Annotated in this window: 15 protein-coding genes; 5 read left to right on the forward strand and 10 right to left on the reverse strand. The window is 71.0% G+C overall.

Translation table 11 applies throughout. The annotated features are described in order from the left end of the window. Positions 1 to 27 precede the first annotated feature (27 nt). From GKS42_RS21225 to GKS42_RS21235, 3 genes are read right to left on the reverse strand one after another with little or no spacing between them, the layout of a single operon-like run. Positions 28 to 888, reverse strand: a complete 861-nt coding sequence (locus tag GKS42_RS21225) for a fumarylacetoacetate hydrolase family protein (RefSeq protein ID WP_154795635.1) — start codon at positions 886 to 888, stop codon at positions 28 to 30. Beyond that, positions 885 to 1,988: a Gfo/Idh/MocA family protein gene (locus GKS42_RS21230; protein ID WP_154795636.1), complete on the reverse strand. Its 1,104-nt coding sequence runs from the start codon at positions 1,986 to 1,988 to the stop codon at positions 885 to 887. Before GKS42_RS21230 ends, GKS42_RS21225 begins: the two co-directional genes overlap by 4 nt. Before the next feature lie 25 nt (positions 1,989 to 2,013). Continuing rightward, positions 2,014 to 3,129 carry an enolase C-terminal domain-like protein gene (locus GKS42_RS21235; RefSeq protein WP_154795637.1) on the reverse strand — a complete coding sequence of 372 codons (1,116 nt, stop codon included), beginning with the start codon at positions 3,127 to 3,129 and terminating at the stop codon, positions 2,014 to 2,016. Positions 3,130 to 3,425: 296 nt separating this feature from the next. On the opposite strand from GKS42_RS21235, the gene GKS42_RS21240 reads away from it, so the two are divergent. After that, positions 3,426 to 4,394 carry a hypothetical protein gene (locus GKS42_RS21240; protein ID WP_154795638.1) on the forward strand — a complete coding sequence of 323 codons (969 nt, stop codon included), beginning with the start codon at positions 3,426 to 3,428 and terminating at the stop codon, positions 4,392 to 4,394. A gap of 514 nt (positions 4,395 to 4,908) precedes the next feature. On the opposite strand, the gene GKS42_RS21245 is transcribed toward GKS42_RS21240, so the two are convergent. From GKS42_RS21245 to GKS42_RS21265, 5 genes are all read right to left on the reverse strand, one after another. Continuing rightward, positions 4,909 to 6,093 carry a mandelate racemase/muconate lactonizing enzyme family protein gene (locus GKS42_RS21245; RefSeq protein WP_154795639.1) on the reverse strand — a complete coding sequence of 395 codons (1,185 nt, stop codon included), beginning with the start codon at positions 6,091 to 6,093 and terminating at the stop codon, positions 4,909 to 4,911. A 10-nt stretch (positions 6,094 to 6,103) separates the two neighbouring features. Further along, the gene (locus GKS42_RS21250) at positions 6,104 to 6,994 is read right to left on the reverse strand and encodes an SMP-30/gluconolactonase/LRE family protein (protein WP_210769237.1); all 891 of its coding nucleotides are present in this window, start codon (positions 6,992 to 6,994) and stop codon (positions 6,104 to 6,106) included. Then, complete coding sequence (locus GKS42_RS21255; RefSeq protein WP_154795640.1) at positions 6,978 to 7,922, reverse strand: carbohydrate ABC transporter permease; 945 nt, start codon at positions 7,920 to 7,922, stop codon at positions 6,978 to 6,980. Before GKS42_RS21255 ends, GKS42_RS21250 begins: the two co-directional genes overlap by 17 nt. Then, entirely contained in the window at positions 7,919 to 8,875 is a 957-nt protein-coding gene (locus GKS42_RS21260) for a carbohydrate ABC transporter permease (RefSeq protein ID WP_154795641.1), read from the reverse strand. The genes GKS42_RS21255 and GKS42_RS21260 overlap by 4 nt, the downstream gene beginning before the upstream one ends. Before the next feature lie 124 nt (positions 8,876 to 8,999). Then, a complete protein-coding gene (locus GKS42_RS21265; protein ID WP_154795642.1) occupies positions 9,000 to 10,466 on the reverse strand; it encodes an ABC transporter substrate-binding protein in 1,467 nt (488 codons plus the stop codon). Between the two features lie 173 nt (positions 10,467 to 10,639). Between GKS42_RS21265 and GKS42_RS21270 the strand changes: the two genes are divergently transcribed. From GKS42_RS21270 to GKS42_RS21280, 3 genes are all read left to right on the forward strand, one after another. Beyond that, positions 10,640 to 11,554 carry a dihydrodipicolinate synthase family protein gene (locus tag GKS42_RS21270; RefSeq protein WP_154795643.1) on the forward strand — a complete coding sequence of 305 codons (915 nt, stop codon included), beginning with the start codon at positions 10,640 to 10,642 and terminating at the stop codon, positions 11,552 to 11,554. An 81-nt stretch (positions 11,555 to 11,635) separates the two neighbouring features. After that, the gene (locus GKS42_RS21275; RefSeq protein ID WP_168217939.1) at positions 11,636 to 12,370 is read left to right on the forward strand and encodes an SDR family NAD(P)-dependent oxidoreductase; all 735 of its coding nucleotides are present in this window, start codon (positions 11,636 to 11,638) and stop codon (positions 12,368 to 12,370) included. Further along, positions 12,367 to 13,092, forward strand: coding sequence for a DUF624 domain-containing protein (locus tag GKS42_RS21280; protein WP_154795645.1), 726 nt, complete (start codon positions 12,367 to 12,369; stop codon positions 13,090 to 13,092). The genes GKS42_RS21275 and GKS42_RS21280 overlap by 4 nt, the downstream gene beginning before the upstream one ends. A 7-nt stretch (positions 13,093 to 13,099) precedes the next feature. Here GKS42_RS21280 and GKS42_RS21285 read toward each other — a convergent pair whose 3' ends face one another. Continuing rightward, on the reverse strand, positions 13,100 to 13,894 hold the full coding sequence (locus tag GKS42_RS21285) for an IclR family transcriptional regulator (protein ID WP_154795646.1): 795 nt from the start codon (positions 13,892 to 13,894) through the stop codon (positions 13,100 to 13,102). Positions 13,895 to 14,323: 429 nt separating this feature from the next. Between GKS42_RS21285 and GKS42_RS21290 the strand changes: the two genes are divergently transcribed. Continuing rightward, a complete protein-coding gene (locus GKS42_RS21290; RefSeq protein WP_168217940.1) occupies positions 14,324 to 19,033 on the forward strand; it encodes a golvesin C-terminal-like domain-containing protein in 4,710 nt (1,569 codons plus the stop codon). A gap of 35 nt (positions 19,034 to 19,068) precedes the next feature. Here GKS42_RS21290 and GKS42_RS21295 read toward each other — a convergent pair whose 3' ends face one another. Then, positions 19,069 to 20,961 carry a DUF5107 domain-containing protein gene (locus tag GKS42_RS21295; RefSeq protein ID WP_154795648.1) on the reverse strand — a complete coding sequence of 631 codons (1,893 nt, stop codon included), beginning with the start codon at positions 20,959 to 20,961 and terminating at the stop codon, positions 19,069 to 19,071. Between the last annotated feature and the right edge of the window lie 6 nt (positions 20,962 to 20,967).

Raw genomic sequence — 20,967 nt, forward strand, 5'->3', positions numbered from 1 at the left:
TGGTGCGGCCCCGCGGGTTGCTCGAGGTCAGGGGGCGGCGATGACGTCCTGACGCTGGGAGCCGAGGCCCTCGACGCCGAGCTCGACCACGTCGCCGGGGGCGAGCCACTGCTGCGGTGACTTGCCCATGCCGACGCCGGCGGGGGTTCCGGTGTTGATGAGGTCACCCGGCTCGAGCACCATGAACTGGCTCAGGTAGTGCACGATGAACGTGGGCGAGAAGATCATGTCCTTGGTCGAGCCGTCCTGCTTGGACTCGCCGTTCACGGTCAGCCACAGACGCAGGTTGCGCACGTCGCCCACCTCGTCCGGGGTGACCACGTAGGGGCCGGCCGGGTTGAACGTCTCGGCGGACTTGCCCTTGGACCACTGGCCGCCGCGCTCGATCTGGAAGGCGCGCTCGGACACATCGTGCGCCGTGAGGTACCCGCCGATCACCGCTTCGGCGGCGGCCTCGTCCTCGAGGTAGCGCGCGCGGGCGCCGATGACGATGCCGAGCTCCACCTCCCAGTCCGTCTTCTGCGAGCCGCGCGGGATGTGCACGGTGTCGTTCGGGCCGATGAGCGTGTTCGGGGACTTGGTGAACAGCACCGGCTCGTCCGGCGCCGCGGCGCCCGACTCCGCGGCGTGGTCGGCGTAGTTCAGGCCGATGCACAGGATCTGGTGCGGCCGGGCGATCGGGGCACCGAGGCGCTGGTCACCGAGGTCGGTCACCTGACCCGCGGCCACGCGCTCGGCCACGACCGGCGCCAGAGCGGCCGGGCCACCGCCGGCCCAGAACGCGGCGTCCACGTCGCCGATGACGTCGGAGACATCGACGTAGCGTCCCTCGTCCACGAGCACACCGGCCCGTTCCGCTCCGAACTCTCCGACTCGCAACAGCTTCATTGTCTTATGCCTCTCGTGGGGTGCCCGGGCTCGGGCAGGGCTGGGACGTCGATGACCGACCCCGATCGGGCCGAGTCTAGGAGCGCCTCGACGGCGGCGACGGCGGCGGCCGCTGGGCGAGACGGGCCGAGGTTCTCACCGCGGTCCAGGATCAGGTCGATGAATGACTCGACCGGACGGCCGGCCCGGTAGGCGCTCTCGTGCTGGTCCGGCTCGTACTCCACCGCCGTGCCGTCCGCCCGCCGCCAACGCACCCGGGCCCGCAGCAGGTCGTGGCTGACCTCGCCGCTGCTGCCGAGGTAGCGGAGGTGCTGGCGGTGCGGCACGCCGTCGGGCGTCGCCGCGGAGCCGACCGCCACCCCGAGCGCGCCCCCCTCGAGGGTGAACGTCATCGCGTCCTGCACGTCGACATCGGTGCCGGGGCGGTGCTGGTCGGTGAACGCGGCGACCCTGCGCACCTGCTGCCCGGTGCTCCAGCAGAGCAGCCCGAGCACGTGGGCCAGCTGGGTGGTGGCGTGGCCGCCACCGTTCGCGGCCGAGTAGGCACCCGGGTGCCGCCGTTCGGGGGCATCGTCGCCCGGGTCGGACCCGGCGGCCTCGAACAGGGCGACCGCCGAGGACGAGAACTCGGCGGTCACCTGCCGCAGCTGCCCGATGCCGTCGCGGACCGCCCGCCGCGAGAACGCAGCCGCGTCGCCGTACTGGTGCGTCAGCCCGACCGCCAGGTGCAGACCGGCTCGCTCGGCCGCCGTCGTCATCGCGAACGCGTCCGCCGAGGTGACCGCGAGCGGCTTCTCGACGAGCACGTGCCGCCCCGCGGCGAGCGCGGTCAGGACCGGCTCGCGGTGGTGGGCGTTGGGCGTGGCCACGAGAACCACGTCGACGGCGCAGGCCGGGTCCGCGAGCGCCGTCGCCAGGTCCGGGTGGGCCCGAGCGCCGGTGCGCGCCGCGAGCGCCCGCGCACGCGCGGCATGCGGGTCGCAGACCGCGACCAGTTCGGCGTCCGGATGCGCCAGGAGCGCTGGCACATGATGGTTCGTCGCCCACCAGCCCGCGCCGACCAGGGCGAACCGCACGGGAGCCGTTGCGACCGCCGTCATCGACCGCCTCCCGCCGCGAGCGCCATCAGAATCCGGCGTCCGCCGGGTCGATGCCGACGCCGGGTCCCTCCGAGGGCGCCGGCACCCCTGCGGCCGGGCCGAGGCCCACCATGATCTCGGCGAGGCTTCCCGGGCCGGTGGCGGCCAGCAGGTGCAGCGCCCAGGGCTGCAGGGCCGAGGCGTGCGGCGCGAACGTCACGCCCTGGGCCGTGGCCACGGTCGCGAGCGTCTGCGCGATCCGCAGGCCGCCGCACCAGGTGACGTCGGTCTGGAGCACGTCGACGCTGCGGGTGCGCAGCAGGTCAAGGCCGGCCCGCAGCCCGAACGCGTGCTCGCCGGACGCCACCCGGACCGGGGTGATCGCCCGGCGCAGCTCCTGGTGCCCGTCGAGGTCGTCCGGGGCGAGGGGCTCCTCGATCCAGCCGAGCCCGAGGTCGGCGGCCGCACGGGCGAACGCGACGGCGGTCGGCACGTCCCAGGACATGAAGCAGTCGACGGCGAGCGGGAGGTCGGCCGGCACCCGCTCGCGCACGGCGGCCAGCACCTCGAGGTTGCGCGCCACGTTGGTCGGGCCGTCGGCGGGCCCGTACGGCATCGGGACCTTGACGTACGCCGCGCCGGGGAGCAGGTCGGCGGGCAGGTCCACGCTCGCGTCGGCGGCGGTGAGGTAGTACGGCAGCGCACCAGGGCTGCCGCCCAGCAGTCGGTACAACGGCACGCCGGCCGCCCGCGCTGCCGCGTCCCAGAGCGCGAGGTCGACGGCGGAGGTCGCCATGGCCACGGCGCCACCGGCCGCGTAGGGCTGCGCAACCCGGCCGAGTTCCGCCGTCAGCCGGGCGACCTCGCGCACGTCCTGCCCGACGAGCAGGTCGCGCAGGTGCTCGGTGAGCAGCGCCGCGATCACGGCACCGCCGCGTGCCTGGCCGATCCCGAACACCGCCGGGTCCTCGGTGGCGACGTGCACCCAGACGACGTCGGAGCCCGGGCCCCGCCAGGACGAACGGCGCTCGCTGAACCGGGGGAACGGCGCCAGCGGCGTCGAGATCCGCTGCGAGTCCAGCCAGGTGTTGGCCGAGAACGGTGCGGTCCGGACGGTCACCGATCGCACGGGGATCGCTGTGAGTCCGGGCGCCGTCGGCATGGAACCAGACGCTAGCGCATCCGACACGACGGGTTCTATGACACGAACATGGATTCGACACCTTGAACCGTGCGTCGAGTTATGGCACGGTAACGGCGAGCGAACTTCTGCCGAACCCCATCCGAACCGTGAGATGCAACGTAGCCACCGTCACGGTCGAACCAATAGCCTGCTGGCGGGCTCACATCCGGCAGCATCCGAGCAAGCGGGTTGGTGTCGGCGCAGGGAGCGCCCGACTGCTTCATCAGATTGCATCGCTCGGCGACGCGCGATGTGCGACGAACCAAGGAGACTCCATGAAACGCCTCACCGCCGTCCTGGCATCCGTCACCCTCGCCGCCGCCGGCCTGGCCGTCACGGCGACCGCCGCGTCGGCCGGCCTCACCACCCGGTGCGTCGGCGAGGCCGGTGCCGTCACCGTCCCCGGGGACCTCGTGGTCCCCGCCGACAAGACGTGCGTGCTCACCGGCACGACGATCGACGGCGCCGTCCGCCTGCAGCCGGGCGCCAACCTGATCATCACCGACGGCACCATCACCGGCGCCGTGGTCCTGAACGCGGACAGCTACTTCGACGCGGTCGGCACCTCGGTCGGCGGCAACATCAACAACCGCGACGGGTACGGCGTGTACCTGGAGGACGCCACGGTGGCCGGCGCGTACGTCGGCCAGGCCGGTGAGAGCGTCAACCCGTTCTTCTACGCCGTTGGCGCGGACGTGGACCGTCGCGTCGAGGCCGTCCAGGGTGCGCTCTACCTGGAGAGCACGCAGGTCGGTGGCCCGGTGACCGCGATCGGCACCGAGTACGCCGACGTGGTCGACTCCACGCTGCTGCGGGACCTGACCGTGTCCGGCAACGTCGCGGGTGCCACGCTGTGCGGCTCCGAGGTCGACGGCAACGTCACCTACACCGAGAACGGCGGCGTCCAGGTGGGCACCGGCTCGTCCATCGCGGTCTGCGAGGACGTCACCTACATCGGGGGCAGCCTCACCGCCTCCAACAACACCGCCGGCGTGGCCGTGAACGAGGCCATCATCCGCGGTGACCTCCGTGGCGAGGGCAACGACCCGGCCCCCACGGGCGCCGACAACCGCGTCCGCGGCGAGATCTCCGGTCAGTTCGTCGACCTGGCCCCGGCCTCGCAGCCGCAGGCCCGGACGTTCGGCGCCGAGGTGTCGAACGAGCAGATCCTGCTCGACAGCATCACCGAGCGTCGCACCGCTGCTGAGACCGAGGCTGCCGCGGACGGTCCCGCCAACCTCTGAGTTCCCAGCCCCACCCAGCAGGACCAGGAACGCCCGGGTGTCGGCCATCGGCCGGCCCCGGGCGTTCTGCGTCCCGGGTGTCGGCCATCGGCCGGCCCCGGGCGTTCTGCGTCCCGGGGTCCCCTGCCGCAGATCGGGCGTCCTGATGCCCTCCCGGGTCCGCCTCCCCGCAGATCGGGCTGCTGCAGCCCCGACCCCTGGCCTCCGACGCACTCCCCTGACGCGAACCGCGGGTCCAGGCGCACCCGACCCACACTTCGGGTCAGCGGAACCGCGCCGGGGCCTCCAAGCGGCTCCACTGACGCGAATCGTCAATGCACCCACCCACAACCCGCACCTCGGGTCAGCGGAACGAGCGCGCTCAAGATTCCCCTGTCCCGAACTGCGGGTCCAGGCACACCCGACCCGCAGTTCGGGTCAGCGGAACCGCGCCGGGACCTCAGCGCGACGCTCGTCGTCCACGTCGAGGTGACTTGGGCATCCGCCCGGGGCGGCAGGGGTGGGATCGGGCCAGTCAGCGGGCCGGGAACTGCGCCGCGAGGGCGCGCACGGCGTCCTCGTCGACGGTGACGCCGAGGCCCGGTGCCGTGGGCAGGGAGACCTGCCCGTCGGAGACGGCGCCGTCGGCCATGAAGTCCGCAGACATCAGGGCCGCGGACTTCAGCGACGTCTGCGGCCCGTACTCCATGGCCGCGAGCGACTCGGCGGCACCACTGACCTGCAGCCCGGCCGCATAGGCCAGCGAGGTGGCCATCGAGTGGTGCGGGGCGATCGGGACGTAGTTCGCCGCCGTCACCCCCGCGATCGCGAAGCCCTCGCTGATCCCGGTGCGCCCGATGTCCGGCTGCGCGATGCCGACGGCCCGCCGCGCGGTCCACTCGGCGAACTCGAACCGGTGCCGCATCGCCTCGCCGACGGCCACCGGGGTGGCCAGGTCCTGGGCGAGCAGTTCGTGGCCGCGCAGGTCCTCGGGTGCGAGCGGCGCCTCGAAGAACCAGATCCCCCGCTCGTCCAGGGCCCGGCCGAGCGAGCGGGCCGGGCCGAGCTGGTGCACCCAGTGGGCGTCCACGGCGACCCGCGGCGCGGGTCGGTCGCCGGCCGGTTCGCCCGCGAGCGCCTCCAGCACGGCGTCCACGGTGACCAGCACGGTGCGCGGGTCCATGCTCAGGTGCAGCTTCATCGCGTCGAAGCCGGCCCGATGGGCGGCGACGGCGTGCTCGGCCTTCTCCTCGGGGGTCGCCCCGCCGACCGTGGTCAGGTAGAGCGGCACCTCGGTGCGGTAGGTGCCACCGAGCAGGGTGTGCACGGGCAGGCCGTGGGTGTGGCCGGTCAGGTCCCAGAGCGCGATGTCCAGACCGGCGACGGCGTCCGCGTGGTGGCCGTTCAGGTGGCCGCGTTCACGCATGGTCTCCTGGAGGCGGAACGCGGTGGGCCGGGGGCCGTCGAGCTCGGTGCCGACGAGCAGCGGGGCGAACACCTCGTTGATGATGACCGCCGGGGCCTCGGGGGCCACCGGCGCGAGAGCCTCGCCCCAGCCGACGTGGTCAGCGGTGGCGATGCGGACCAGCACCGTCTCGTCCCGCGCCGGGTAGACGCTACGGACGTTCGGGGCGGCTCGGTACCGTGCTCCCCCGGCCTCCCGGCCGGGAGCGAGGGGCAACTGCAGCGGGAACGCCTCGAGGGACGTGATGGTGGGCATCGGAACGTGACTACCTTTCGGGGTGGTGGTCGGCGGATCGTGGGGGCTGCGCGCGGAACGGCGCGGCCGGCGGGGCGGACACACCGACCTCCGCGGCGAAGATGCGCCCGCTGTCGGGCGGCACCGGGTCGAGGCCGACCTGCGCGGTGGTGACGAACAGGACGCCGTCGGCGATGGTCACGGCGCTCGGGCGCGGGACGCCGGTCTCGACGACCGCGATGAGCTCTCCGTCCGGGGAGATCCGGCGCACCTCGGCCGCGTCCCACATGGCCACCCAGACGCACCCCTCGTCGTCGACCACGAGGCCGTCCGGGTTTCCGCCGGTCAGCGTGGCGACCGTGCGTCGCCCGCTGAGCCGGTCGCCGTCGACGTCGAAGGCCTCCAGGCGCCGGTGCGGCAGGGTGTCGATGTAGTACAGCGTCCGACCGTCCGGGCTGAACCCGATGCCGTTGGACACCGTGACGTCGGTGAGCACCGTCGTGACCGCCAGGTCCGGGCCGATCCGGTACAGCGCCGACGTCGGCTCCCGCGGCACGGACTGGGTGCCGACCCAGAACGCGCCGTCAGGCGCGCAGACGCCGTCGTTGAGGAAGCGAGCCGCGCCGTCGCCGAGCCCGCGCACCCACTCGGAACGGACGCCGTCGGGCGTGACGTGCCACAGGCTCTGCCCGCCCGCGACCGCCCAGCCCGCGCCGTCGTCGACCATCGGCGCACCGACGCCGATCCGGGGCCCGAGGTCGGCGGTGAAGGTCTCCGTCAGGACCGCGCCGTCGAAGGTGCCGGCGTGGAACGTGCCGAGGCGCATGTCCACCCAGAGCAGGTCGCCGGTGCGTGCATCGACCCGGATCGACTCGCCCTGCAGATACGTGCCCGTGCTGACCGGTTCAGCTCTTGACCGCACCCGCGATGCCCTCCACGAACGAGCGCTGGAGGAACAGGAACACGATGACGATCGGGATGATCGCGATCGAGGCCCCTGCGGCCAGACCCGTCCAGTCGGTGGTGTCGGTGCCGAAGAAGTTGTACATGCCGACGCCGAGGGTGCGCAGCTCGGGCCGCCCGAGGGTGAACACGAGCGGGATGAAGAACGAGTTCCAGGCACCGATGAAGTTCATCAGCACCACGGTGCCCGTGACCGGCTTGGCCAGCGGCAGCATCACCGAGCGGAACGTGCGCAGATACCCCGCGCCGTCCACCCGGGCCGCCTCGGCGAGCTCGTTCGGGATCCCGGAGAAGAACCCGACGTAGAGCAGCACCGGGACCACCAGCCCCGGGGCGGCCTGAGCGATCGCGGCGCCGAGCAGGCCGTCCTGCAGGCCGATCGCATTCACCAGCTGGAACACCGGGATGATCGTGTAGCCGTGCGGGATGAACATGGCCGCGACCAGGACGCCCATCACGATCTTGCGGCCCGGGAGGGTCTTCTCGGAGAGGGCGTACCCGGCCAGGGAGGCCACGAGAACCTGGATCACGACGACCGCGATCGCGAACGTCAGCGTGTTCAGCGTGTAGTCGCCGAACCGGCCGGTGGTCCAGGCCCGGACGAAGTTGTCCAGGGTCCACTCGTTCGGCCACAGCCCGATGCCGCCGAGCAGCATCTCCTGCGGTGTCTTGAACGCGGCGGTGACCATCCACAGGAACGGATAGATCCAGATGAAGCAGAACGGGATCAGGAACAGGTGCCACCACCGCATCCGGCGGGCCTGGCCGCTGACCCGGTTGCGAGCGCGGGGCTGGGACTGCGTCGGCGGGCCGGCGTCGCCGGCGACCTGCGCTGCCGCGTCCGCGCCCGCCTGGGCGCCGGCGCCGGGAGTGATCAATGCGCTCATGCTGCGGTCCTCTTCAGCCGGCCGGCCAGGAGCGGTCCCTGGAGCAGGGTGATGATCAGGGTGAACACGCCGAAGATCACACCGACGGCGCACGCGAAGCCGTATCGCGGCGCGGCGATGTTCGCATCGAACGCGTACCGGTAGATGTACGTCGGCAACACGTCCGTGGAGAAGATCGGGCCACCGCCGGTGACAGCCTGGACCAGGTCGAACGTGTTCAGGCTGCGCTGGAAGGTCAACAGCAGAACCACGACCGCGATCGGCATGATCACCGGGATCGTGATGTTGGCCAGCTGCTGGCGGGCACCGGCCCCGTCGAGCTTCGCGGCCTCGTAGAGGTCCTTCGGGACGGTCTGCAGCGCCGCCAGCCAGTAGATCAGGGTGATCCCGAAGCCCTTCCAGATGTCCACCACGACGAGGGTCGGCAGCGCGACGTTCGGATCCCCGAGGAAGTTGATCGGACGATCGACGAGGCCGATGCCGAGCAACACCTCGTTGACCACCCCGCCGACCGGTGCGAGCAGCACCGCGATGACCAGGCCGATCACCGCCGTGGTGGAGACCACGGGCAGGAAGATCGCGAGCCGGTAGATGTTGCGCCCCCGCAGGAGCACGTTGTTCAGGAGCATCGCGAGGCACAACGCGGCCGGCAGCTCGATGAACAGGGCGCCGAGGGAGAACAGGAACGAGTTCCAGAACGCGTTCCAGAACGAGGTCGAGTTCAGGGCCTCGCGGAAGTTGTCGAGACCGATGAACACCTCCGGCGGCCCCACGCCGTCCCAGTCGAAGAAGGCGTAGGCCCAGGAGGCGACGATCGGCCAGAGGCTGAACGCGGTGAACAGCACCACCAACGGCACCAGGAACAACCAGCCCCAGAGCACCGCCTGCCGTCGGGCGCGGCTCTTCGAGGGCACCCCCGGCTTCGAGGGTGCCGTGATCGCGGCTGTGGTCACCGCTTCACCTCCAACGTCGTCGCGGCAGAACACCGCAGTTGCCCCGCACCCAGGATCGGGGCGGGTGGGACGGCCCGCAGCTCCCGGCGGGAGCCTACGGGCCGTCCGTTCAAGCCGTTCGCCATCAGGCGGTGTAGTCCTCGAGCGGGTCCCAGTCGGCGAAGGTCAACTGGCTCCGGAGGTCGGCGTTCTCCGCCTCGTACTGGACGATGAGGGCCTCGACCTGCGTGTCGATGGCCGCGGCCAGCGGCTCGTAGTCCACGTTGCTGACGATGGACTCCAGGTACGCGTTCTTGACGTCCAGGTCGGCGTTGCCACCCGCGTCGGCCCAGAAGGCCTCGGCGCCCTGTGCGAGCAGCTCCGGGTTCGGGGCGGTGCGGATGTCCGTTGCTGCCACGGCCAGGATCCCGGCCTGGTCCTCGTTCTCCTGGGCCTGGTCCTCCCAGGCCACCTGTGAGGCCGTGAACGAACCGAACTCCTCGTAGTAGGCCTTGTAGAAGTCGACCGAACCGAGGAAGTCCATGGCGGCGAGGGCCAGGTCCGTGTTGGCCGACTCGGCGGACATCGACCAGATCGGCTGGTGGGCCGCCGACCGCGCCGCATAGGCGAGCCGACCGCTCTCCGGGACCGGGATCGGCGCGATGCCCATGCCGATGTCCGGCGCGAGCTTGCGAACCTCGGCGACGTGCCAGGTGGCGGTGGGGTACATCGCCAGCCGTCCGGCTGCGAACTCGGTGAACGGGCGACCGCCGTCCCAGCTCTCCCAGCCCGGCATGTTCACACCGTTCGCCTGCAGCTGGCGCCAGACCTCGACGGCGGCGACCACGTTGGGGTTGGCCAGGTCCGGCTCTCCCGTGGTCACGTTGACGCCCGGCTTCTGCGCGAACGGCTGCACGACCTCGATGAAGTACTGCGGTGCGACGGGTGCCACGCCGAACACGCTGCCGCCGCCGTTCTCGGTGATCGTGGTCGCCATCTCCACCATCTCCTCCCACGTCTCCGGCGGCCCGTCGTAACCGTTCTCGGCGAGGATGTCGGTGTTGTACAGCCACAGGTGGGTGTAGCCCCAGTCGCCCCACACGAGCGGGATGCTGACGAGCTTGCCCTCCCGGTGCAGACCGGAGGACGTCGGCTCGAGCGAGCCTTCCGGGAACCGAGCGGTGAAGTCGTCGTTGACCAGATCATCCAGGGAGGCGACCCAGCCGCGGTCGTAGAACCGCGTCAGCGCTGCGCCACCCTGCACCCGCATCACGTCCGGGCCCTCGCCCTGCTGGAACATGAGCTCGAGCGCGTTCAGCTGCTGGTCGGCGGGGTTCTCGATGATGTTCACCGTCACCCCCGGGTTGGCCTCCTGGAAGAGGTCGAACTGGGCCCGGTAGAACTCGCTCGCACCGGGCGGGTCAGGAACCAGGGCCACGGTGATCTCACCGCTGAGGCCGCCACCCTCGCCGCCGGACGTGCTGCCGGCATCGGTGGGATCGTCGCCGCCGCCACCAACCAGGTTGCAGCCGGCGGTAGCCATCACCGCGCCCGCACCCAGCAGCACCGAGCGCCGCGAGAATCCTCGCGAACTTCCTCGTGTCGTCGTCATTGCACAACCTCTCTGTTGTTACGGATGTCGCCAGGGATGCAGGCGTGATCTCCATCCATCGGCTCACTGTACACGTGCTCTGGTTCGATTATCTACGATATGGTTCTTTCACCCTTCGGCTGGTGACAGTATTCAGCCCAGGACCCTTCGATGGGGAAGAAATGAGGCTTCTGATGCAGAACGTAGCGATCCGCGGGTTGGTGCCCGTACTGGCGACGCCGTTCACCGAGACGCTCGATCTGGACCGCGGTTCACTGCGCCGGCTCGTGGAGTTCCAGGCCCGATCGGGCGCCGACGGCGTCGCGATCTTCGGGATGGCGAGCGAGGCGTTCACGCTCACCACCGCCGAACGGGAGGCGATCCTGACCGACGTGGTCGCCGCCGCAGGCCCCATGCCCGTGGTGGCGGGCGTCGGCGCGACCGCCATCGCCCCCGCGCTCGAGCAGTTGCGGCAACTGGCCGACGGCGGTGCGCGCGCCGCGATGGTGCTGCCCCCGTTCATGGTCAAGCCCGGCCCGCTCCAGCTCGTCGACTTCTACGCCACGCTCGCGGCCGAGGCGATCCGGCTCGGCGTCAGCATCATGGTGCAGGACGCGCCTGGTGCCACCGGCGTGGCCATGACCCCGGAGTTGATCGTCGCCCTCTCGGACATCGACGGGGTGGACTCGGTCAAGGTGGAGGCCCCGCCGACCCTGCCGAAGATGTGCGCCGTCGCGGCCGCACTGGGTGATCGCCCGATGGCCATGCTCGGTGGCCAGAACGCACAGTTCGTCCTCGACGAGTACGCGTGCGGGGCCGTCGGCACGATGCCCGCCTGCGAGTTCACGGACCTGCTCGCGCAGACCCTGGCCGCCTGGAACTCCGGGGACCGCGCCGGCGCCCGCGAGTCGTTCGCCCACCTGCTCCCGCTCATCGTCTGGGGCCTCCAGTCCGGCCCGGCCTGGGCGATCCACAAGGAGGTGCTGGTGCGCCGCGGCATCATCGAGTCGGCTTCCGTGCGCGCGCCGGCCCAGCCGATCCCGGCACGGATGGTGGAACTGCTGACCGAGGTCCTTGCGCCACTGCCCCTGACTCCGGCTAGCGTCTGACCCATGACCGCGGCCGGTCCGGCTCAACCGCCGGGCCGGACCTGTGGCGAAACGACCCCGATCCATCGAACAGGAGTGCTCGTGCGCGCCGTCATCGTCGGTTCCAGCTCGGTCACCGCTCAGCGGATCGCCGAGGCGTTGGTGTCCGACGGCGCACGGGTGGTCGGCATCAACTCCTCCGATTTCGAGCACCCCGCGCTGACCGTGAACGTCGTCGCGGACATGTCCGATCCGTCGCAGTCCGAACTGGCCATGGCGGCCGCCGTGGACGCCCTCGGCGGCGACGGGATCGACGTGCTCGTCACCGCGGCGGCCAAGCAGCTCGGCGGGCGCCTGCACGAGACCAGCGTGCAGACCTGGCGGGCCGTCCTCGCGGGCACCCTCGACACCACGTTCAACGCCATCCACGCCGCCGTGCCGCACCTCGGGCCGGGCTCCGCGATCGTCGCGCTGACCTCCGTGAACGCCTACCTCGCCCACCCGGGCAACTCGGCCTACGCCACGGCGAAGGGCGCGGTGCACGCGCTGGTCACCCAGGCCAGTCTGGAGTATGCCCCGCGCGGCATCAGGGTGAACGCGGTGGCGCCCGCGCTGATCGACGGCCATACCGTGCCCGACGGCGAGATCGGCTACCCGATGGGCCGCACCCCGACCTCCGAGGAGGTCGCGCAGGCGGTCGCGTTCCTCGCCTCTGCGCGCGCGTCCGGCATCACCGGCGTGATCCTGCCGGTCGACGCGGGACTGTCGGTGGCCTCTCCGGTCGCCTTCACGCGCCCGGCGATGGTGGCGCAGTGGCACCAGGGACAGCAGCGGTGACCACCGACGATCCAGGTCGCGACGGCACCCCTGCACGACGGTCGGGAGGGAGCCCGTTCCTGCGCGGCTCGAGGAGCTCGAACGGCTCCGACGGTCCGAGCGGGCCGGTTGGGCAGGGACTGATCGGTACCGTCACCGACTGGATCTACCGGCTCGCGATGCTCAACCTGATCTGGTGGCTGCAGGTCCTGGCCGGCGGGGTAGTCCTCGGGCTGGCACCGGCGACGTCCGTGCTCTATCACCAGGTGCGGAGCAACCTCACCGGTGACGTCGCGGGCGACGACTTCCGATCGTCGTGGGCCAGGTGGCGGCGCGACTTCTGGCGCGCCCAGGCCCGCTATCTGATCCCGCTGCTGACCGTGGTGGTGCTCGGCTTCTACCTCTGGATGTTGCGCGGGCAGGCGCTGGCCAGCACCGTTGCCATTCTCGCGGCGGCCTATCTGTGCTGGCTGATGCACCTGCCGGCCGTCGGCGAGCGTACCGACGAGGTGGCCCCGGACCGGGTCCTGGGAGCGACGCAGTTGTGGCTGCTCACGCTCCGTTCCTTCGCGGTGGCGCCATTGCCGTTCCTGGTGGCCGGGGTGACGACCGCCTTCGCGCTCGGACTCGGGGTCCTCTACGTTCCGGTCGCGCTCATCTTCGCAGTGCCCGCGGTACCCGCACTGGCCGCATCGCTCGCCGCTCGGTTCGTGCCGGATGCACTCCTCGAGCCACCTCCATGAGCGTCGCTCATGCCGTGAGTGCGGTGAATCCCAGTCCGACCGAGATCCGGTCCGCCTGTTCGATGAGGAGCATCGCGAGGTGGTCCTCGTTCTCCAGTAGGTTCATCGCCGAGAGCGGCCCTGAGACGGACATGGCGGCCACCACGGTGCCCGAGCGGTCCCGGATCGGCGCGGCCAGGCAGGCCCGCCGCAGCGCGAGTTCCTCGTGTTCGACGGCGTAGCCCCGCCCACGCACCAGGTCGAGCTCCGCGAGCAGGTCGCTCAGCGAGGTGATCGTGCTGTTCGTGTACCGCGGGTACTCGGCGCCGAGCAGCGTCTCCACGTCCGCCGCGTCGTGGTCGAGCAGCAGGGACTTGCCGAGCGCCGTCGCGTGCAGCGGGCCGCCCCGCCCGATCAGCGTGGACGCTCGCGGGGCCTGCTTGCCCTCGAAGTTGCAGAGGTAGAAGAGCCGGTCGCCGGAACGCTCGGCGACGTTCACGCCGAGGCCGAGCTCGGCAGCCAGGTCCTGCGCCACCTGCCGCGCCTGATGGTGCACCGGGCTCTGGTTCAGGACCACGGCCGCCAGGTTCACCACCTCCGGGCCGAGCGAGTACAGGCCGCTGCGCGGGTCATGGCTGAGAAAGCCGAGCGAGAGCATCGCCCCGACCATCCGGGACACGGTGGACTGCCCCAATCCACTTCCCGCGACCAGGTCGGCGATACGCTGCTGGGGATGCTGCGGCGTGAAGGCGGACAGAAGCGAGAGCGCCCGGTCGATACTCTGGGCGCCCTGCATCGGCTCTCGCTCGGCTACCTTCGCCATTCGTGTGCCCCTCCACTGGGTCGACTCTGATCGAGTCCGCCCCACTATAGCGGACGTTGGGACAGACATGCAGCATATGCATGTGTTATCGACGCGTGTCGGCGACCCGGGTTCGCCCACCACTGCGCAACTCGCCATCGACCTCGCGGCACGCACGTCCGGCACCAACCCCTCGCTGGGTCTTGACATCAGTACATGGTTGCCTGATCCATATTTCATCGCTAGCGTCTGCGATATAGATCCGTAACCTGCTCGATGCTGTTGGGTCAGATCCCTCCCGCTGTCGGCTGGCGCGGCATCGGGGACATCACTGCTGATCCGTGCCCCGGGCCACCCGCGCCGGGTGATACGACACCGGACCCCGTCAGGTCGACCAGAACCCCGTGGGCGTCGGCGCCCGCGGTCACCGCGGCCGATGGAGACCAGATCGTGAACGAACACACGAACGGACCGTTCCAGACCACCCGACGCCAGGCGATCGGCCTGCTGATCGGTGCCGGCGTGCTGCCGGCACTGACCAACGTGGGCTTCGCCGGGGCCGCCCATGCGGACCCGCTCCCGCGGCTATCCCTGAACGAGCCGTTGCGCGCCGTCGTCAAGCCCAACCTGAGCTTCGAAGCACTGACCACCATCTCGGGGCGGAATCACCGGATCACCTTCCACCGGGCCACCTGGGACGGCCCCGACGGCGGCCGCCTCGGCTCGATCGTGCGCGACACCGAGGTGCGGTCCGGTTCGACCTGGCTGGCGGCGAGCGGCGAGCCGGCCCGGTTCGACGAGCAGTGGGTGGTGATCGCCGGGGACCCGACGTTCCTCGGCGGCGGCAACTACTACCCGTCGGGGACGCCGCACTGGCTCGCCATCGAGTCGCTGGAGCAGGTCGGCGACACCGTGGTGGAACTGACCGCGGGCGTGGCCGACGTGCTCGACCTGACGATCCGTTGGGATGTCTCGGGAGGCCTGCCGCAGGTGCAGTGGTCCCTGACCGTGCATGCGGACGACGGCTACGTGGTCGGCTACCAGGCGAACGCGGTCACGGAGGAAGACGATGTCAACGAGGTGCTCTGTGGCTCGCAGCAGCACGCCCGGGTGATCGGCTCCGCGACCGCGATCAAGGCGTGGGAGCTGTTCGCCCCGATGGCGCTGGTCTCCCGCACGGTCGACGGCGTCCCACTCACCACTGGCGTGTCCATCCCGGCGGACGTGCTCGACTTCGAGCACGAGCGGTTCATCGGTCCCGAGGACCAGCCGTTCGCGATGAGCCTGCGCAACGAGTCGAGACAGGTCCAGGCCATCGCGTATGCGCCACCGGGCGGCCTGCGCTCCGCGCTGACCGCAGGGCAGTCGGTGGGCTACGCGTTCGGCGTGGTCATCAGCGCCGCGACGTTGTACGAGACCCAGACGGCGCTCTCCCGCACGGAGTACGGGTTCGCCCGCTACCGGAGCAACATCTACGACACGTCACTGACCGACACGGTCCACAACATCATGGACCTGGTCGCGATCGAGCCCGACGGCGATGACTCCGTCGACTTCATCCCGTCGGTCTCGGGGTGGTGGAATCGGGACAAGGGGTTCGCGAACATCGAGGCGGACCAGAACGTGCGGACGTCCGTGGCCAGCGTGCTGCTGAGCGCGAACCTGCTCGCCTCCCGGCCCGAGGCGGCCGGGGACTTCTGGCAACGGCGGGCCCGCCCGCTGCTGGAGCACATCATCTCCCGCCGGGACATCGGGCACACGCCCAAGGCCGGCTTCCACAACTACTCGCCGCTGGGCGGCTGGGTCGGGGACGCGAACACGATCGTGCCGGTCTGGGACCTGCTCCAGGGCAGGTCCGCCGGGGTTCACGCGATCGCGCTGGAGACGATCTGGCGCAAGTACCAGTTCCAGGGCCGCACCCCCATGAACATCCCGCTCTCGGCGTACCTGTTCAGCGGGGACGAGGCCTGGCTCGCCCAGGCCGTCGAGGTGGGCAAGTGGTACGCCCGCCACAACATCGACACCCCGTACACCGTGAACCAGGGCACGTCCGCCTTCGGATACACCTACGTCAAGGCCTGGCTGGAGCTGTTCGTGCTGTACGAACTCACCGGCGACTCCGAACTGCTCGCGGCGGCACACCGGGAGGCGAAGCGGTACATGGGCCTGTTCGAGGTGCGGCCGATCCCGGACACCACGATCACCTCACCGGTGGGCGAACCCATCGACGACATGTACTACCTGTGGGAGGTCAGCGACGGCATCCCCGAGTATCCGCGGGAGCTGCCGATCACCGAGGAGGATGTGCCGGCCTGGATGGCCTCGACCACCGGCCTGACGTTCGAACAGCTCAGCACCTACCTGAAGACACCGGGCGGCGGCTTCACGCTGAACCCGATCTGGGCGCCGTTCCTGCTCCGCCTCGCGCAGGTGACCGGGGACGACTTCATCCGGGACATGACGCACAACATGGTGGTGGGCCGGTTCACGAACTACCCCGGCTACTACAACCGGCAGTTCGTCACGGCGCCGATGCGGCCCGAGTACCCGATCGAGGGACCGCCCGGTACCAGCAGCATCTACTTCCACCACGCGCCGGCCCAGCTCGGCCTGGCGATGGACTACCTGATCAGCGAGCACGAGACCCGCTCCGAGGGCCAGATCGCCTTCCCGAGCGCGTTCGAGTGTGTGTTCGTGTACTTCCGGTACCGCACCTACGGGCAGGCACCGGGCTCGTTCTACGGCGATGACGGCGTGTGGCCGTACTTCCCGAAGGGGATCGTCCAGGTCTCCAACCCCCAGCTGAACTGGCTCACCGCAGCCTCGGCCGATGCGTTCTACCTCAGCCTCACCAGCGAGTCGGCCGGCGTCGAGAACGCCCAGGTGACCTTCGACCAGGAGCTGACCGGGATCGACCCGAGCCGCACCTACGACGTCGAGATCCGAATGGACAACGGCGCACCGCGCAGCGGACGCATCGTGCGGGGCCGCCTCCAGGCCCGGGTCACCGCGCACGGCATCACGACCATCAAGATCCCGGGCGCCGGCGTGCTCCAGCCCTGGCAACGATTGCCGGAGACGCCGGACCGGGCTGCCGTGAGCTACCACTTCGACGACTTCGACAACTCCGGTGGCACCACCGGGGACCGCGTCTACGGGATCACGCTGCCCCGGCCGGACCGCAGCGGTTACGACGTGTACATCCAGTCCAGCGCGGCGGACGGTACCGACGTCCGCCTCGACCACCGGGTCGCCGGTGGCGACTGGGTGCAGGCCCCGGAGAAGGTCTACCCCTACGAGTGGACCATCGGGGTCGACGACCTCACCGCGACGTTCGACTACCGGGTCACGGTGGCCGGAGTGGCCCGCCCGGACCGTTCGCTGCACCTGCCCGCCACGGTGACCGGCGCGCTCCCAGCCGGGCAGACCGTGGGCGGCGACCTGCTCCTGCGACCCTCGACCACGCCGTCGGACCCGTTCACGGTGACCGCACGGATCCGGAACACGTCGGGCACCACCGCAACCGGGGTGGAGGTTCGGGCCTACGCCCAACTCGGCTGGACCCTCGAGCCAGAGACGCCCGCACCCACCGAGCTCGCCGACGGCGAGGTGGCGGACGCCACCTTCATCGTCACCCCGACCGCCGGCGCCACACCGCGTTCGTACCCGGTGACCGGCCGGGTGCTGTTCAACGGGACCGGGAACCAGGTCCTCACGCCCGGCGCGATCACGGTGTTCGCAGCCACCGACGTGATCGAGTGTGTCTCCGACCGGAGGGCGCTGCCCGGCCCGGGCGCGAGCGCCACGATCAGCCTCACGCTGATGAACCGCGGGCCGATCGCCCGGACCGGGACGGCCACCCTCGGCCTGCCCTCCGGCTGGACCGCGGAGCCGGCGGCTACGGACTGGTCCATCGAGGCCCGATCCCTCGCGGAACTGACGTTCACGGTCACCGCGACCAACGCCCCGCCCGGCAGCGGCGGCTCGGTCACCGTCAACCCGGGTGCCGGCATGGCGTCCACCTCGATCGCTTACACGGTCGCGGACCCCAACGACGTGATCATCGGCCCGGACGCACTGGGATACTCGGAGGTCGGCAACTGGCTGGCGAGCAGCCTCGCCGGGCCGGACGGGTCGAGGTCGCGGTACAGCCCGGAGAGCCAGTACGGCGGCCAGGCGAACTGGACACCGACGATCGCGACGGCCGGCACGTACGACGTGTCGATCTGGTACCCGACCAACAACCAGACCTCCGAGGACGTCCTCATCGAGGTGGCCAGCCCTGCCGGGGTGGACCCCCACCACATCAACCAGCAGGAGCTCGCGGGCCAGTGGCGCCTCATCGGGTCCTACGACCTGGCCCCGGGGGAACCCGCATCGGTAACGATGACAGCGATCTCCGGCCTGTACACCCGGGCCCACTCGGCGCGGTTCCGCCTTCAGGGGGCGCCGAACCCGCCCGGTGTCGAGGTGACCGGCGCGCCGGCCCACGTCGACGCGGCGACCGGCGCCGACCTCACGGTGACCGTGGCCGGTTCGGACACAGACTTCACCGGCGAGGCCGTGGTGCATCTGCCGGACGGGTGGGTGGTCGATCCGCCGTCGGCCCCGGTCGAGGTGGCGCAGGGAGAGAGCGTGGAGCTGACGTTCGCCGTGCAGCCGCCCGCCGACGCCCCCATCGACACCGCCTTCGAGGGCACGGTGGTGGTCGCCGACGCGACGGATGCGTTCGCCGCCGTGATCGGGACGGCGCCGGACCCGCTGATCCTGGACAACCACTCCCCGGAGTACTCGGAGGAGGGCACCTGGACCTCGAGCAGCCTGGCGGGCTGGGACGGGCGAGCGTCCCGGTGGGCCCACGGCAGCAACGGCGGCCGCACCGGCAACTGGGTGCCGGCCCTCGCCGAGGGCGGACGCTACCTGGTGTCCGTCTGGTACGGCACGGACGCCAACACCACCCGCGCCGCGACCTATGACGTGGTGCAGTCCGACGGCACCACCGCCACGGTGCGGATCGACCAGCAGGAGCGCGCCAACACGTGGCGCACGATCGGCGCCTTCGACCTCGACCCGGCGACGGCGCACGTGCGGCTGCGCTGTGAACTGGCCGGGCACCACCGGCTGAACGGGGTGAGGTTCACGCCGGTGGTCGCGATCTGAGCGAGCGCGAGTCGCGGGCCTCGACGGCGGGCTCCTCACCCACCGTCGAGGCTCGAGGACATGCGGAAGTCGTAGTGGGCGGGCAACGGCTCGTCGGTGCCGACGAGACGCTGGAACTCGTCCCACAACCGGTCAAGGCCGAGGTCGCCCTCGCGCAGGTCCGGCAGCACGAGCGGCGTCTCGAGCAGTCGTGCGGCACCGGCGGCATCGCCGACCCGGATCAGCGCGAGGCACTCGAGGAAGGTCACGCGCGGTTGTGCCCTCGCGTCGTCGGAGAGTCCGTCGAGCAGGCCGAACGCCTCCTCGGCCTGGGATTCCTCCAGCAACGCGGTGAGCGTCTCGATCGCCAGCCCGGTCCGGCTCCGGTCGAGCTCGTGCGCACGGACCAGGTCACGTGCGCGGGAGGCCCCGTCCGGTGCGGTCAACGCGAGCGCGCGCCAGGCGTCGGGCGAAGCGTGCGCGTCCGCCGAGGACCGCCAGTGCTCGCGGGCGCGCTCGGTGTCCCCGGCGGCATGCATGGCATGGCCCAGGAGCAGGTCCCGGAGCCAGCCCGGCTCGGCCGCCGCCAGGTGCGCCTGCCACTGCGGACCGATTGCGGCGCCTCGCTGCAGCGCCGGACTGACCGCACCGGTCCTGGCCAGGTCGAGCCACGCCTGCTGTTCGGCGCCCAGGACCTCCGGGTCGAACGGGGTCGCGGGATCGAAGCCACGGTGGCCTGCCGCCACCTCCAGCGCACCCCAACCCAACGCCTCGACACCACCGCGCAACGGGTGCTCGTCAACACCCGTCCGCTCGAGCGCGGTCAGGCGCGCGTGGGCCCGGTCCAGCGTCTCCTCGTCGACGGTGGCCCGGGCGGCCGCGGCGACGACCTCGTCCCAGTCACGGTTCCCACCGTCGATGCGGATGGGTCGGTAGCTCTCGGTGAACCGCCAGGACTCCCCCGCCGGCAGCCGGAGGTGCTCGAGCTGGGTCCGGGCCAGCCCGGCCTGGATCTCGGCGTACGACTTCCGCTCCGACAGCCACTTCTGCCAGGTCAGGCCACCTGGACTGCCGCCCCAGGTGAACACCTTGCGGCCCACGAGCCGTGACGTGGACGCCTGGCCCAGGCCGAGGCCGTCGCCGTCGACCGCAGCTATCCACGGGTGCTCGCCGGAGGTGATGCAGAAGTAGTCGGCGCTACCCGCGTGCCGCGCGGGCCAGCTCACGTCGACGCCGTCCCGGACGGGGAAGCGCACCTCACTCAGGCTGCTGGCATACCCGAAGTGGAGCGCACGGTCGGCGGCCACGACGACTCGGGTGTCCTCGCTCTGCGGCACGGCGATGTTGCTCCACCAGTAGACCGGGAGGTCCGCATCCGTGGGGTTCTCGATGAGGACGTGCGTGAACAGGGAGTCCGAACCGTCCGGCAGCCAGGCGTCCAGTCGCCAGGTGACCCCGAGGAGCCGCTCGTACGACCACATCCGAAGCACACCGTCGCCGACGATCCCCGCGGCGACAGGTTCGGCGGTAAGCCCCCAGTGGCCGGTGGTGCCGAGATTCCACTCGACACCACCGGCGAACCAGGCGTTGCGCAGGGCGAGGTTGGCGAACTGGATCGCGTCGGGCAGGTGGAGTACCTCACGTTGGGTGTCGAGGTCGACGAGGCTGAGCAGGCGGCCGCCCTGGTCGAGGCTGAACGTGGCCCGCAGGCGCCCGTTGTCCAGCACCGCGACACGCTGCTGCGTGTCCTGGATGTCGCGTCCGTAGGCGTCCTGGTACCGGTACGGAAGGACCGTCGGGCGGCGCTCGAGGTGGGCCGCGCCGACGCCGAGGACCTGCTCCTCCGCCGGGGTGGGCCGCCGCCCGCCACCGCCGTCGAGGATGAGTTCACCGTCCGTCCCGAGCCGGGACATCGGGAGGACGGCGGTGGTGATGGCGACGTTGCTCATACGGCC

The organism is Occultella kanbiaonis (assembly GCF_009708215.1).
Taxonomy (GTDB): domain Bacteria; phylum Actinomycetota; class Actinomycetes; order Actinomycetales; family Beutenbergiaceae; genus Occultella; species Occultella kanbiaonis.